The organism is Ligilactobacillus saerimneri, from assembly GCF_036689625.1.
Lineage (GTDB): Bacteria > Bacillota > Bacilli > Lactobacillales > Lactobacillaceae > Ligilactobacillus > Ligilactobacillus saerimneri.
Window position 1 is genome coordinate 1438262 of the sequence record NZ_CP144759.1, and the last position, 15011, is coordinate 1453272.

The 15011-nt window shown below is 40.4% G+C and carries 12 protein-coding genes; 4 read left to right on the top strand and 8 right to left on the bottom strand.

Annotated features, from left to right (window positions below):
- Positions 1-8: 8 nt before the first annotated feature.
- From V3C97_RS07000 to V3C97_RS07025, 6 genes are all read right to left on the bottom strand, one after another.
- On the bottom strand, positions 9-1100 hold the full coding sequence (locus V3C97_RS07000; protein ID WP_338434101.1) for an EpsG family protein: 1092 nt from the start codon (positions 1098-1100) through the stop codon (positions 9-11).
- A 12-nt stretch (positions 1101-1112) separates the two neighbouring features.
- Positions 1113-2204, bottom strand: coding sequence for a glycosyltransferase (locus V3C97_RS07005; protein ID WP_338434102.1), 1092 nt, complete (start codon positions 2202-2204; stop codon positions 1113-1115).
- 6 nt (positions 2205-2210) lie between these two features.
- The gene (locus V3C97_RS07010; protein WP_338434103.1) at positions 2211-3323 is read right to left on the bottom strand and encodes a glycosyltransferase; all 1113 of its coding nucleotides are present in this window, start codon (positions 3321-3323) and stop codon (positions 2211-2213) included.
- Between the two features lie 46 nt (positions 3324-3369).
- A complete protein-coding gene (locus V3C97_RS07015) occupies positions 3370-4554 on the bottom strand; it encodes a Wzz/FepE/Etk N-terminal domain-containing protein (RefSeq protein ID WP_338434104.1) in 1185 nt (394 codons plus the stop codon).
- A gap of 5 nt (positions 4555-4559) precedes the next feature.
- Positions 4560-5543 carry an LCP family protein gene (locus V3C97_RS07020; protein WP_338434105.1) on the bottom strand — a complete coding sequence of 328 codons (984 nt, stop codon included), beginning with the start codon at positions 5541-5543 and terminating at the stop codon, positions 4560-4562.
- A 211-nt stretch (positions 5544-5754) separates the two neighbouring features.
- Positions 5755-6012, bottom strand: a complete 258-nt coding sequence (locus V3C97_RS07025) for a hypothetical protein (protein ID WP_338434106.1) — start codon at positions 6010-6012, stop codon at positions 5755-5757.
- 224 nt (positions 6013-6236) lie between these two features.
- Between V3C97_RS07025 and V3C97_RS07030 the strand changes: the two genes are divergently transcribed.
- The 3 genes from V3C97_RS07030 (at position 6237) to V3C97_RS07835 (ending at position 10852) form a co-directional block, all read left to right on the top strand.
- On the top strand, positions 6237-8306 hold the full coding sequence (locus V3C97_RS07030; RefSeq protein ID WP_338434107.1) for a KUP/HAK/KT family potassium transporter: 2070 nt from the start codon (positions 6237-6239) through the stop codon (positions 8304-8306).
- A 113-nt stretch (positions 8307-8419) separates the two neighbouring features.
- Positions 8420-10180 carry a glycerophosphodiester phosphodiesterase gene (locus V3C97_RS07035; RefSeq protein ID WP_338434108.1) on the top strand — a complete coding sequence of 587 codons (1761 nt, stop codon included), beginning with the start codon at positions 8420-8422 and terminating at the stop codon, positions 10178-10180.
- A gap of 195 nt (positions 10181-10375) precedes the next feature.
- Positions 10376-10852, top strand: a complete 477-nt coding sequence (locus tag V3C97_RS07835; protein WP_422392863.1) for a transposase — start codon at positions 10376-10378, stop codon at positions 10850-10852.
- A gap of 226 nt (positions 10853-11078) precedes the next feature.
- Here the strand turns inward: V3C97_RS07835 and V3C97_RS07040 are convergent, their stop codons facing one another.
- Positions 11079-11915 (bottom strand): glycosyltransferase family 2 protein, encoded by an 837-nt coding sequence (locus tag V3C97_RS07040; protein ID WP_338434109.1) that lies wholly within the window; start codon positions 11913-11915, stop codon positions 11079-11081.
- A 338-nt stretch (positions 11916-12253) separates the two neighbouring features.
- On the opposite strand from V3C97_RS07040, the gene V3C97_RS07045 reads away from it, so the two are divergent.
- Positions 12254-13177, top strand: a complete 924-nt coding sequence (locus V3C97_RS07045; protein ID WP_003709292.1) for an IS30 family transposase — start codon at positions 12254-12256, stop codon at positions 13175-13177.
- A 923-nt stretch (positions 13178-14100) separates the two neighbouring features.
- Here the strand turns inward: V3C97_RS07045 and V3C97_RS07050 are convergent.
- Positions 14101-14955, bottom strand: a complete 855-nt coding sequence (locus tag V3C97_RS07050; RefSeq protein WP_338434110.1) for a glycosyltransferase — start codon at positions 14953-14955, stop codon at positions 14101-14103.
- Positions 14956-15011: the final 56 nt, after the last annotated feature.

Below are 15011 nucleotides of genomic sequence, written 5' to 3' on the forward strand. Positions count from 1 at the left end.
AAATAAATTTAACGGGGAAGTATATCATCCCATAAAGAATATGGAACAACTCCGTAAAAAATATTACCTGGCATCATTTTATACATTGCAATTAACCCAACAATGAAAATCCCTATATTAAGTAATGCTCGTATTTTTTTCATTCCTAAACATTCAATCATATAAGGAACAATCGCAACCATCATTGGTTCAAAGACAAAACGCACTCTCCCTAGGAAACTATACCTTATGCTCAATACATTAAAAAATATAATAATTAGCATACCATAAAGAAGTATCCTGTCTTGTATCTTACTATTTTGGTAATCAAAATAGTACATTAAGATTAGCATTGCTATACCAATCATAACCGTGTAAATTAAGCCAAAAATACCTTTTCCACTACCGCCTGTCTCAACAATCACACGATAGCGTGAACTATTTTTCATAAAATGTTCTACAAGAATTGCCACAGGTCCGCCAACAATAACTGTACTTGCCACCATTGTCATGAAGATACCTTTGTTAAACTTGAATTGACTAATAATCCACAAAGCTACAAATAAATATCCTACATTATGAATTGTTCCTGCTAATATAATTAGTAGTAAACTTTTCCATCGCTGTTGCCTTTTTAAAAATACTAGCGCAATTAAACCTACCGAAACAGCTAACATTTGCCGACTAATATTCATTGATAAAAAATAATATGTCAACCCGAGAAAAAGTAGTACTGATGTAAGATAGTCTGAGGAGAAATTTTCAATGAAATAAAAGTATCCAAATACTGTAATACAAGCAACTATTATCATTAAGACTGGAAAAGTTCCTCCCCAGTACTTTACTATCCTGTTGAGGTATAAGTAGCCATATTCAACGTGAAGCAAATGGGATGCTAGGCCATTACCTCCTTTGAATCTTAAATACCAGGCAAATATATTGCTATAAGTCTGCGTGTCAGTTCCAACCGTAATAGCACGATTACCCGATATAAATGCCAATTCTATTCCAGCCAACCACAAAAATAGACGATTATTCAATTGTTTCGTTACTAAATATGAGTATCCATATAAAACTGGAATACTAGCATATACTAAAAAATAAAATAGCACTTTTATCACCTATAGGTTTAACTACTCATAATATTTTTTTTGAACAAATTGCGCAATCTTTTTAATGTTGAAGCCTGCATCTGATAGTAATTTATCTGGAGTAGTATAGCGTTGTAGCGGGATGTTCTTTATAGTCTGTATCCAAAGAGATTTTTTAGCTTTACTTAAAACCTCGACATTCGGCAAAATAAACGCCTCATTTGTAATTCTATCCGAAACAACACAAGGAATCCCAGTCGCTTGCGCTTCAATCATTACTACTGGCAGGCCCTCATATTTAGATGGCATAACAAAAATATCCGCAGCCATGAGAAGCTCGTTGATATCAGAACGGTTTTCCAAGAAAAGCACCCTATCATCAATACCTTTTTTATTTACGTATAACTGGATTTGAGATTTTAATGAGCCACTTCCTACTAGTATTAAATAGTATGTAGGATCATCATTGACAAGCTTGTCAAACACTTCAATCAAATATTGGTGATCTTTTTGATCTTCAAACCTTCCAATATTAATCAAAACCTTGTCCTTATCAGATATATTCAATTCCTTACGTTTCGCAACTCTTAAATCCTCATCAAATTTGTACTGTTCTAAATTAATTCCATTATTAACAATAAACGTATGGTCATCTATTTTGCCAAAGACATGTTGACAAGCCGCCGTAGAGACACCGAACTTGTAAGTCGCGTAGCGATTTATTTCATGTCGCATTGTTTTTTCATAAATTTTTCTAACAAAAGATTGTTTTTCACCTTTATATGTGTCATGCGCATGCGCTATTCTCACTGGAACGCCGTTCTTTTTAGCAACCTTGAGTATGAAACCAGAAAAGAAATATACGTGACTATGAATTGCACTAAAAGGTCCATATTCTTGAATAATTCTAGATAAATTACTCCGTACATTGCGAAATGAGTTATCTCCACTTGTAAAATAATGAATTTTACCACCAAGTTGGGTAATATAATCATCCAAGACCCCTTTTTTTCCTGAAAGAATAGCAAAATGAAATTCTACCTGATTTGGATCCATATTTCTTATTAAATTAATGATTACATGTTCGATTCCACCTTGATCTAATTTGGTAAATACATGTAAAACTTTTCTCATATTAATTTACCCTCTACTTATTAATTTCGCATATAAATGTTGTAATTTTTCAGCTTCAGTATTGATATCAAATCCCGCTTTAACCGCTCTTACATATCCGTCAGTAATTCGCGAACTATCAACTAGTTCTCGCAATTTTTGCGCCCAATCAGCCGGAGATGCTTTTAAGCTCAAATGTTGGTAATTTGTTATATTTGCTTCCTCAGGGATAACATCACTTGCCAGGCATTGTGCTCCTGCAACCTGAGCCTCAACTAATGCTATACCCAATCCTTCGAATATCGATGGAAAGAAAAACGTATCTGTTCCTTGCAATAATCTTTGGACATCATTCCTAACTCCCAAAAAGGATACTTTATCGTCTACTTTTAACTCCCGAGCTTGCGTAACAATCTTTTCCCGTAGTGGCCCACTTCCAATTAACACTAATTGTGCGTTGGGATTAGTTTTATTCAATTCTGCGAATGTCGTCATAATTAATTTATGGTTCTTAGGCGGTGAGAAACGCCCCACATTAGTAATAACATATTTATCGGTCCATCCCATCTCCTGCCGGACTTCATTTCTAACCCTTAAATTGTACTTAAATTTTGCTAATTCAAACGCATTATTGATTACGTACCAAGGTTTGCGCTGAATTTTCTTACCAAAAGAAGCATGTCCTGCTTTCTTAGTGCAAGAAAATAATACATCACCTGTGACTGATCCCGTTAAATGATAAAATAATTTGTTGCGAAGATTCGATAATTTGCTATCGCCAAACCTATTCGTATGGGAATGAGTGATGCTAACCCGTACTCCTAAAGTTTTCTTAACATCTTTAAAAAAGAAGCCTAAAAAAACCAAGCTATTTTCAAAAATGTCGTATTCTCCATTATGGTTTTGACAAAATTCATTCCATTCTCTTCTAAATTCGCTAATTTTGAGTGGAGATACAATCTTATATACGTTCCCCCCTAATTCTTCTATTTCTTTTATCATAGCTGGGTCCTGTTCTCCCCAGTAAATAAAATCATATGTTACTTCCTGATAAAAATGACGGAAATACTCCATCAATACTTTCTGCACTCCAGAGTCAGGAATTATATCAGAGACAACTTGTAGTACCTTAACTTTCATCAGTAGCTCCCTTCTCTCACAACTATACTAAATTGCTACTATATTATTATTGCTTATCCATTACGTACCCTAAAATCTTAGCCCGACCTAAGTTCAGCACTTCAATGCTATCCATTAACTCATCAATTTGAGTACTATTCTTTTTGATGATTAATACTACTCCATCAACACTGACTGACCACTCGCGAACTTCTGCATTGTGTTGGAAAGAAGGCGCATCTATAACTATCCAATCGAATCTTTTTTCTAAACTAGTTAACATGTTCTTCTTGTCAGCAATATCTAACTTGTCATTAGAATACTTCTGTAATGAGGTCATCCATAAATTCGATACTTCTGTTTCCTGAATAGCATCATCTTCATAATGCCCACGTGTGGAACTTCCATCTACAAACAATACCTTCTTTTCCTTAGAAGCCCACATCTTTGCCAACTCAAAGGCCAATGAATTCTCTTCTTCGTTTAATGTTGTTACTAGTAAAGACTTTCCATTTTTTACTAAGTCAATATTCGCGCAAATCATCTGATAGTCTGTAAAATCATCATTCATTGCCACCTTTGAACTAAATTGTCCTAAAGTGGATAAACCAATACTTCTGATATCTTTATCAGAATATATTTTTTTATCTTTTAAATCTAAAAGTAACGCTACTCCTGAGCTAAGAATGAATCCTGCAACAGTAGCCACAACGATAATCTTCAAATCTTTTCGGTCACTAGATTCCCGCTCTACTTGTGGAACATCATTTAGAACCTTTACATCATATCCGTTAACAATGTTTTTGAATTCTTTTTGAAATTCTTGCGCTGTATATTTCGCTATCAACTGTGAGCGCCTTTTATCTACGGTTTGAACGCTAATACTGAACACCTGTGATTGATCCTGAAATTCAACTGTAGTTACTTTACGTAGCTCTTCCGCTGTTATATCAATATGCTTCTTCTTAAGGATCTTTTCAACATTCTTCACAACTTTTTCGTTACTTGCTAAGTCCCTGTATGTACCCATTGGAACAGTTGAATCTGCCTCATTTTCCTTTTGAGAAGCTGTTTTCGTCTGACTAACCAAAACTTGAGTTTTAGCTGTGTAATGGCTCTGATTACTGTCTTTCTGTGCTTTATAAAAAGAAATTCCTCCAAAAACCACAGTAATTCCTACTATCATTACCCAATATCGTTTAAACACTCGCCACAATCTTGCATAATCAATTTGTGTTTTTGCTGTATCCATTATCCTTACTCCTCACTCAATGTAACTTTTTTTAGGCCTAAAGATTGGCGTAACTCATCGCTTACCCGGTGGCGTTCAGTCAACGAAACTTCTTCATAAGAAACCCCGTTGATACTGATTGATTGCCCTTGAGCATGATCTGACTTAACATTGCCAACCGACCCGCGGTAGTGAACTGCTAACTGCGTCATATTGCTCATGGTCAGATCGGTCTGAGCCATATCTGATACTGAATCCAAGAAGTCGTTGTTCAAAATTGACTTATAGGAAGCAGATTCTTTAAGTAATGCCATGATAACCATCCGTTGCCGTTGTTGGCGCCCATAGTCTCCTTGTGGGTCTTCATGCCGCATTCGACTAAACGCCAACGCCTTAGCCCCATTCATAGTAGTAGCTTGTCCTTTAACAAAGCTATAACCATCATAACTGAAGGTCAGCGGTGAAGTAACTGTAATTCCCCCAACTTGATCAATAGCTTTTTCTAGGCCACCCATGTTAACTAACAAGTAACCATCAATTGGAACACGGAAGTAATTCTTAACCGTATTGATTGCCTCTTTGACACCCCCGTAAGTATAGGCAGCGTTGATCTTAGCCGGTGAATTTTCTGGGTCATTCGCAAGGTTAACCCGCATATCCCGTGGAATGCTGACCAGGGTTGTCTTTTTTTTCTTCGGATTGACTGTCATCAATATCATGGTGTCGGTCCGCCCTTTATATGAACGACCAAGGGCACCTGTATCGGTCCCCATCAGTAAGAAACTAACGGGCTCACTGTCCCTCAGCTTACTCGATAACTCTGCGCTTGAAGTTGCCCCGGTTGGGGTATACATCTTGGACGTCGCATTTCGGACATTCATCCATGCCTTACCAGCAAAAAACACGCCAATAATCACTAAAATACCAAGGACACCAAAGAACCACCGTCCCCAATGGTGCTTCTTTTTGGGGTGCCGTGGGCGCCGTAATTCTTGTTGTTCCGTATCCATAATTTTCCTCCGTAATTTTAGTAACTTTCTCCCTCGTTACCATCATTAACTAATTTCAAAATACACTTGTACAAACCTTAATATTAGCGGGAAAGGGCCTGTCTTGTCAATCTCTCATCCATATAAAAACAGGCATCTCACTAGCAACCAGAAATGCCTGTAAATTATCATTATCCGTTATTAATTATGTCTTGTGTGCTCACCCTAATAATTAATTTAAATAAGTATAGAAAAACCACAAGCCACCACAAGTTAAGGTCAACTGAACTAAAGCCACAACTAGCTCGGCCAGCTTATACTGGGCGACAGCATTGCGATCAACAACATAACGGACTAGCGTTTCCCCAATCAATGCTGGTCCAGCACTCCAGGCAATAAAAGCCACTGCTGTAACAAAATTATTAGCAACAAGCAACATGTATAGAATAGCCAACCCAGCAAATGCTAACGTTAACGGATATTCGCGCATTATTTCTCCCATCCTTTGTGAACGCGTTGGAACCATTGATCCACCTCTTCCTCATTTTTCTTCATAATTATAATAGTCGTTTCTTGTAATAATTTTCGCTTTTTAGTCAGAATTTTAGCAAAAGTTAACTATCACACACGGACTTTCCCGAGTTTTTCGGCGCAAAGTGCGCGAACATGGTATAATCACTGGTAAGATTTGGAGAAAATATGGAGGCATTTATCATGGATGCTAAATCACTCAATAAAATATCGTTAGCAGGGATGCTGGTAACACTCGGAATCGTCTACGGCGATATCGGGACCTCCCCTCTCTACGTTATGAACGCGATCATCAATGATGCTGGCGGGATGCGCAACGTCACTCCCGAATACATCGTTGGTGCCATTTCACTTATTTTTTGGACATTAATGCTCATCACTACTGTTAAGTATGTCTTGATTGCAATGCGCGCCGATAACAACGGTGAAGGCGGGATCTTCGCCCTTTATGCCCTAGTTCGAAACTACGGCAAGTGGCTTGTTTTGCCAGCTCTGATCGGGGGCGCAGCCCTCCTCGCTGATGGAACTTTGACTCCAGCAGTGACGGTCACTTCAGCCGTCGAAGGGTTGAAAGGCAAAGACTTTAGTTTCTTTAGTTTTCCTAACTCGCAGATGTTGGTCCTCCTGATCACTACCGGGATTTTACTGGCTCTCTTTATGGTGCAGCGCTTTGGGACAGGGTTCATCGGCAAGGGCTTCGGTCCGATCATGATCCTGTGGTTTGGCTTCTTGGCTGTTGCTGGGGTGGCCAATATCCACCGGCACCCCGAAGTGATTGCTGCCCTTTTGCCTCACCATGCCATTGCTCTTTTGTTTAGTCCACATAACAAAGCCGGAATTTTTATCCTCGGGGCTGTTTTCCTGGCAACAACCGGGGCTGAAGCACTCTACTCTGACATGGGACACGTAGGTAAACGAAACGTTTATGCGACATGGCCGCTGGTGCTGACAGCATTGACCCTCAACTACTTGGGTCAGGGGGCATGGATGATGGACAATATTTCCAACCCGAAGTTCAGTGGGACCCGGGCAGTCAACCCTTTGTATGCAATGCTACCTAGTCACTGGCAACTACCCGCCATTATCATCGCCACTTTGGCAGCGATCATTGCTTCCCAAGCATTGATCACTGGGTCTTACACCCTAGTCAGCGAAGCCATCGGGTTGAAGTTCTTGCCGCGGATGATTGTTAAACACCCTAGTGACGTCCGCAACCAGATCTATATTGGTGACATCAACTGGATCCTTTGTATCATCACCCTTGGCGTTGTTTGGTTTTTCAGAAGTTCAGAAAACATGGAAGCAGCCTACGGGTTGGCAATCACTATTACCATGTTGATGACAACCGTCTTGTTATTTGAATATATCGAACACCACATCAGCCGGGCGCTTGCCATCCTGATGAGTGCGTTCTTCCTCACTATCGAAACGATCTTCTTCATCGCTAGTGTTGTGAAGTTCGTCCACGGTGGGTATGTCACTTTCTTAATCCTGTTGGCAATCTTAGCCGTAATGTACATCTGGTACTTTGGGAACAAACGCCGGGACGCATACGAAGCAGAAAGCGAATATGTATCCCTCAAAGATTTCATCCCTCAATTAACCAAATTGGCTAATGACGAAGATATTCCTCTGTATACAACCAACTTAGTTTACATGACTAAGGTCAAAGATAACTACCGGATCAAGCGGTCTGCAATGTACTCCATTCTCGACAAGGGACCAAAACGGGCCCAGGTTTATTGGTTTGTGACAGTCAACGAAACTGACAAACCATTCGAAAGTAACTACACTGTTGATATGTTGGGGACTAAAAACATCGTCAATGTCCAGCTCTACCTTGGTTTTCGGCGGACACAGAGTGTTTCTGTTTACTTGCGGCAAGTCGTTAACAACCTGATCAACCAGGGAATTTTGCCTCCGCAAACGCCGAAGTATTCCACGATGAAAGACCGGAAGGTTGGGGGCTTCAGGTTCGTTATTGTCAATGAGGAACCAGCTGACCTGACTACTTCAGATATCAAGCCGGCTGATCGGCGCTTGATCGCTGCGCGGATCTTCCTCCAAAACATCACTGCTTCTCCAGTTGCATGGTACGGACTGGAGTTTAGCAATGTGGTCGAAGAATCAACCCCACTTTTCATTAACAAAAACCACCATGAATATATGGTGCAGCGCAAGATCTATAATGCCAAGACCAAGCGGCGTCCGGTTCCAAAACCTGACCTATTCCGCCACAATAAAAAGAAATAGTTAATAACTTAAAGGAGCAGTCTCCCATCAATCATTAGGAACCTGCTCCTTTTGTTTTACCGTAAAAATCGGGTAAGATAGAAGTGATATTTTAGACTTGAGGGGGAAGTCATATGCCACAACCGACACTACGTCAGCTTAACGCTGAATTTAGGGAACACTGGTGGAACTATGTCCTATTGTTTACCGGAATGGGAATTAGCTTGGAAGTCATCTTTATTCCTTTCTTCCGTTTGCTTGCTACCTACCTTCTTCACCTGGGAAAAGTGCCAATCTTCACCCTAACTAACATCACAATGCTCTTGACTCAACATCCACTCGTTTCTTTGGCTCTGGTAGGAGAACTTATTCTAATCTTGATCGTGGGTTACTGGCAGTTTGCTTTTCTTCTTTTAGGGATTCAAGCAATTCAACACCAGCGTTTTAGCCTCGGCGAAGTACTCAGCGATTCTCTTTTTGCGCTCCGTCACTTGCGCCCAGCTGCCCTCCTGGTTCTCCTGGGATATGTTCTCTTGTTGCTCCCAGGAGCTAGTTTAGTTTTTAAGACCCAGCTATTTGCTAAGGTGCATATTCCAGGGTTCATCTTAGACTTTATCTTTAGTAGCCCTTGGCTGGCTGGAGGATATGTTATTCTCCACCTAGGGGCACTCTTTGTCGGGTTACGCCTCCTCTATGTTCTCCCGCTCCTAATTCTCGACCAACGAACAGCTCGGGCGAGCATCCGGGCGAGCTGGCAGATGACCAGTCAGCGCCAGTGGTGGCCCCTCCTTAAGCAAATCATCCTTTTATCCTTACTCTTAGGAGTCTTGCTGTTACTTGTAGTCATCATCGTCGTTCTCACCCAAATAGGCTGGGATCATTTAGCACGGCCTAAGGCTTTGTATTTTGCAACCCTTAACTTGACCCTCCTCGAAGTCAGTCACTCACTCTTGGGAACATGGTTTGCTACAGTCACTTTAGCGTTGGCAGCTGCTCCAGTAACTTTACCTAGCCATGGCTTTTCCCTTTACCAGCCAGCGCGCGGAAAATTAGCCGGTTTGGTTATCACGGCTGTCGTAATTATGGGACTACTTGCGGTTCCAAGTAACTACTTTTACCTTAAAAATAGCAATGATGTTCACCCACTTTTGATTTCCCACCGGGGCGTTGATGATCATAACGGGGTCCAAAATACTATCCCAGCGCTAAAGCGGACGGCCAAAGAAGACCCAGACTATGTCGAGATGGACATTCACGAAACCAAGGACCACCAGTTCGTTGTAATGCACGATGAAAACTTAAAGAAACTGACTGGCGTTAATAAAAAGCCCCATGACTTGACCCTAGCGCAACTAACCAAGTTAACTGCACATGAAGATGGTCATGAAGCCTCCGTAGCTAGTTTTGACCAGTACCTAACCGCTGCTGAAAAACTCCACCAAAAGTTGTTGGTAGAAATCAAGACCACTCCGAACGATTCGCCCAACTTGATGCATGATTTTTTAACCAAATATGCCCACCGTCTCCAGCGGGACCACAATCGGATCCATTCATTGGACTATAGTGTTGTCCAGCAGGTTCGCCACCAAGCACCCCAGCTTAAAATTGGCTACATTCAACCCTATAATCTGACCTATCCTAATACCGACGCTAGCTTTTATTCGATGGAATATTCGACCCTGGATGATAGTTTTATCCTTCTCTCTGAACTGCACCACCAGCCCGTATATGCCTGGACGGTCAACAATGCGGATAGCATGCAGCGAATGCTCTTTTTAGGGGTAGATGGGATTATCACGGATAACCTCTCCGAACTTCAAACCGAATTAAAAAACTACCATGATCCTAACTATACAATGCGGATTTTGAATTATTTGAATAATTTTGAAAGCTAGTTAAAAACCATCCCCCGCCCGTGGTGCAATGCCACAGCGGGGGATGTCCTTTTATGCAAAAGTTGCGCTAGTATTCGAAAACCAAAACCTACTCGCATAAAGAAAAAATATTCTATATCAACCCTTACGTCACAATGTTAATAACACTTTTACAACACTAGCTGAAATGGTGTAACACACTTTTTTCAATCATGAATTCAACTCCATAAACAAGTATCCGATCATCGGAGCCGCGAATACAAGATCCTTAAAAGTCACTGGCACCTTTTTCAAAAGAATGAACACGAGATTGATGATAGTAAATTAGCTTATCTCCATGGTGTTAATGAATATATGACCCAAAGAAACGCCTTAGATTTGATTTTTACCCAACACTCTCAGTTCTATGACGTTTACCAAACCTACCAAACTTTGATAAATGCCGTAGCCGCGCACGATGCACCAGCATTTATGAAGCTAATCACAACTTATACTCCCAATGGGAGTGTTATGGATCAAGTAATAAGCAGCCTAAAACATGCCCGAAAATATGTGTTGAACGGCGTTACTTCAACTCTTTCCAATGGTCCAATTGAAGGGTTAATCTGTAAAATTAAAACCTTAAAGAAAACGTGTTATGGTTTTAGAAATCAATTGAATTTTTTCAAACAAATTGATTGTATCTTGAAATAAAAAAATTCCCCATCCATTTCTGGATGAGGAATCGACCTTCACCAATACGATTTGACAAAGAGCCGTTTTTTTATGGGGGTACGCTTTCTAATATCAAATTTCATCATTAATCCCCACTAAATATTTCTCAGTTTCTTGATACTGCCATAGAAGTGGCTGTATAAGTTCATCCGCACCAACAAGACTTTGATCCGTTCAACTTTGCTCATACCAGCCGGAATATTAGCTAGGATATCTTGTTTGAGCTGCTTGAGCTGCGCTCCGTGCCCCCCCCAATTAATGAAAGAATCTGGTATTGCATCATGGTAATATGGAAGATCCAATCGGTTAATAAGGGTTGATAAGGGCCGGTTAAATCGGCTTGGAGCTGCTGCTTGATCCGTTCCAAGTCAGTTACCTGGTTTATGGATGGGGTCTTGGTAATTGTTCCTTCTGCTTGAACATAATAATAGTAGGTCCCTGGAATCAATGCTACGCGGTTAGCCTGCATCATAACCTTATAGGTTGAAGCTACATCCTCATAGTATCTGCTGGCAGTCAGGTGTTCGAGTACCTGCAACCAGTATTCACGTTTCGTAATGAAGCCCCAACTCATGTTCTTGAGTTCATCTTTTCCTAGGCGCTGAACGGTTTCAACACTGGAGAGTAGTTCTGCTTGGTATTCGCGCTTGAGCCCGTACTTTAGCTCATGCCCTTCCTGGTTAACTGATACAAAACCAAACATCCCCACATCAGCGTTGTTCTCTGTCATAGCTGTGATACAGTCTGTCAGCCAGTTGGGAGTGACATAGTCATCAGCGTCAACTGTCGCCACATATTCACCTGTGCAAGCTGCAATAGCATTGCGCCGCGTTTTTCCCAAACCTTGGTTGGCCTGGGTAATCACCCGGCAAGAAGTGGCGTAGTTAGCGAGTATTTCTCCTGTTTTGTCAGTAGAACCGTCGTTCACAACCACAATCTCAACTTGTGGATATGTCTGGGCTAGCAGGCTATCCAAACATTTGGCAATCGTGGCTTCACAGTTATACGCTGGCACGTATATTGAAATCTTTGGTTGATTCATTGCTTTCAATCCCTAATTCTTTCTTAGCACTTCTGGTGCTAGTTTTCATAATCTTGATTTATGCCCCAAAGCTTGCTGCTAAAAGGCAATATACGGTTTAATATTACCACTATCACTTGATCTCACTCAATATCAGAATCATTACAGGTCGTTGCGATACGTGATTTTTAAGAAAAATTAAACCACCACTTTTTATATAAAGATGACAGGCTAATAATTCACCTATTGTTTAATAATGGCAGATTGTAAAATTTAAGTTGAACATTTTAGTGGACAGAAAAACCCATAAAGGTCTTTAATGGTGTCGTTACAACATTCCATTAGAAAGAAGGACCTTTATGGGCACCACTATCTTATCATTTTCAGACCGCATTGTCATCGAAACGCTTCGTCATGAAAAGCGATCTCTTCGATATATCGCTGATTACCTGGGCTTTAGTAAGACTACTATCTTTAATGAAATTCACCGGTTAAAGGGTGAATACCATGCGACTAGTGCGCAAGCCGACCACGAAACTAAACTTAGTTATCGTGGTCGTAAATGCTCATTAACGGCTAACCTCAAGCGACTAATCGAAGACAAGATCAAGATTCAGAAATGGTCAATTGAACAAGTAGCCCATGTGGTTAGGATCGCCTACAAGACTATCTATAACTGGGTCGATCAAGGACTTCTAGATATTCGGATGACTGATTTACCTGACCATGGTATTCGTCGTAAGCGTGCTAAAGAAACCCGTGGGACTTTCAGTCATGGTCGTTCGATTGAAGATCGTCCAGCTGAAGCTTCTGATCGTAATATTGCAGGCCATTTTGAAGCTGATACAGTTTTATCTGGCAAGCGCAAAGGTCAAGCAGTAGCCACGTTTGTCGAACGCAAGAGTCGCCTTACTATCGTTAAACGGCTTGGTGGACGAGATAGCACTTCAATGACTAAGGCTATCCTTGAGTTAGCTAATCAATTAGGAACTAATCTCAAGACACTGACGGTTGATCACGGGAAAGAGTTCGCCAACTACCAATCAATTGAGAAAAATACCGGCGTGCCGTTGTACTTTGCCCATGCTTATTCTCCGCATGAACGTGGTAGTAATGAGAATCGTAATCGAGTGTTACGGCGATTTATTCCTAAGGGTCAGCCAATTGAAGAGATTAGTGATGATGAATTGATTCAGATTAACTGGTATCTGAATTCACGGCCACTCAAATGTTTGAACTGGCGAACTCCAATTGAGATCTTTTTGCTTAATCTGCGTCATTAAATTTGTTCAAGTTATTTATTGCAATCTACCTAATATAAAAACACTCTCATTATAAATGTTGTTGCTGTTTGGTTTATGTCATATACTTTATATATAAATATATAAATTTGTAAACAAAAAGAAGCTTGAAATGTATATTTTTCTTTACTTTTTACTTTGTGTTTTATGCATTATCATAGAAATTATAGGATTTTATGTAGCGATAAAGTTCATTGCTTTTCTAAGTAATATAATAGATAAACTGTTTTCTAAAATTTTAATTGCTCATAATAAAGAAGAAATGGAGCACATGGAATGATATTAATTCTTACTTTTTCATACGCTTAAGTAGCGACTATTTTTCTGAACTACTACACTTTCTTGACAAAAAAGGTGTTTTACCCCCAAAAGAGCAGTTAATCTGGTATCTCAATAGTGACAAAAATATTAATCGTTTTTACTTATGTAAATTGCTGACCTGTAATTTTACAGAACTTTCGCTTTCAGAGTTAACCTTTTTAAAGAATTTTATGGAAAATAATTCCCCAAAACATACATATAAAAGCTATATAGATAGTAACGCTATATTTTCTCTTACTATAAGCTTTTGCCTTCTCGCCCTCCTGTATCATGTGCCTGGTCTTGTCAAAGGTTTCACATTATTTAACATTAACTTCAATAGCCTGCATATTCGTAATTTTCATGATTTATTGCCCTATACTTATTCGCCAATCATAGCCACCTGCTCAATAATTTTAATATATATCTTGATTCTACTTTCACAACGCAATAGACAACGATTACAAATTATCGAAATCTTTCATTCTGCATTGCCTGCAGCTTACTCTATCAAAAGTAATAGTAAACAAGGTAATATTTAACTTTATTTTTTATTTAAAAAGCCCGCAGTACCAACCACCGTTGGCACTGCGAACTTTCTTCACTTATCTACAATTTTTATGTAGGACCTTTTGATAGATCAATTTACGGGCCTTATCAGGCAACAACGTATTGGCGGTCATCGCAACGTTACTGGTGAGCTCGGACTTCCAGTCCCCTATGCCCATCTGACGCCACTTGCGCTTCATCTTGATATAGGTCTTGAGGAAGTCCATCCCCCCGCGCCGGGAGTACATCCCGGAGCTGACCCGCATCTTAACGAGGTATTCCGGCAAGTTCATCAGTTCATAACCGTTGGCAATAAACCGAATCCACAGGTCATAGTCCTCAAGGATATTCATCGTCGGATAGCCCCCTAAGTTAGGGATAGCTTCCCTTTTGAACATCACTGCCGGGTTATTGATCGGATTACGATACTTGGCATAGTTACGAATCTCATCATTAGTCAACGGAACTTTCCGCTTGCCGACGATATTATCTTCTTCATCAGCGAACTCTAAGACATAGCCACCAACCACTGCCACTTGAGGATGTGCGACGATTGCTTGCAGCTGCTTTTCAAACCGATCAGGTAGACAAATGTCATCCGAGTCCATGCGGGCAATCCACTCCGTAGTAATCGTGTCAATTCCGGCTTGTGATGCCCGGCCCCGACCCTTATTTTCTGCCAGGCGAACAATCTTAAATGCTTCTCCAAATGCAGTTTGGTGGCGCGCCAACACCCGATCTAATTCAGGTGTCAAAGGCCCATCAGTCACTACCACAATTTGGTCAGGGCGGACTGTCTGTTCGCTCACGCTACATAAAGAGCGGTCTAAAAATGCTGGCTGTTCTTTTTCATAAACTGTCATTAAAACAGCAAACGTAGGAAATTTATCGCCTACCTGCTTGTTCTTCATTATTCTAACCTCATTGCTCTATGCCGTTTTCATCTGGCAGGTACGAGTCCGCCAGC

Bases quoted from the DNA above. Each gene is read 5' to 3' on its own strand.
- V3C97_RS07030 (WP_338434107.1), top strand. From the start codon at position 6,237: ATGGATGCTAAATCACTCAATAAAATATCGTTAGCAGGGATGCTGGTA.
- V3C97_RS07010 (WP_338434103.1), bottom strand. From the start codon at position 3,323: ATGAAAGTTAAGGTACTACAAGTTGTCTCTGATATAATTCCTGACTCT.
- V3C97_RS07045 (WP_003709292.1), top strand. From the start codon at position 12,254: ATGGGCACCACTATCTTATCATTTTCAGACCGCATTGTCATCGAAACG.
- V3C97_RS07005 (WP_338434102.1), bottom strand. From the start codon at position 2,204: ATGAGAAAAGTTTTACATGTATTTACCAAATTAGATCAAGGTGGAATC.
- V3C97_RS07035 (WP_338434108.1), top strand. From the start codon at position 8,420: ATGCCACAACCGACACTACGTCAGCTTAACGCTGAATTTAGGGAACAC.
- V3C97_RS07040 (WP_338434109.1), bottom strand. From the start codon at position 11,915: ATGAATCAACCAAAGATTTCAATATACGTGCCAGCGTATAACTGTGAA.
- V3C97_RS07015 (WP_338434104.1), bottom strand. From the start codon at position 4,554: ATGGATACAGCAAAAACACAAATTGATTATGCAAGATTGTGGCGAGTG.
- V3C97_RS07025 (WP_338434106.1), bottom strand. From the start codon at position 6,012: ATGCGCGAATATCCGTTAACGTTAGCATTTGCTGGGTTGGCTATTCTA.
- V3C97_RS07020 (WP_338434105.1), bottom strand. From the start codon at position 5,543: ATGGATACGGAACAACAAGAATTACGGCGCCCACGGCACCCCAAAAAG.
- V3C97_RS07050 (WP_338434110.1), bottom strand. From the start codon at position 14,955: ATGAAGAACAAGCAGGTAGGCGATAAATTTCCTACGTTTGCTGTTTTA.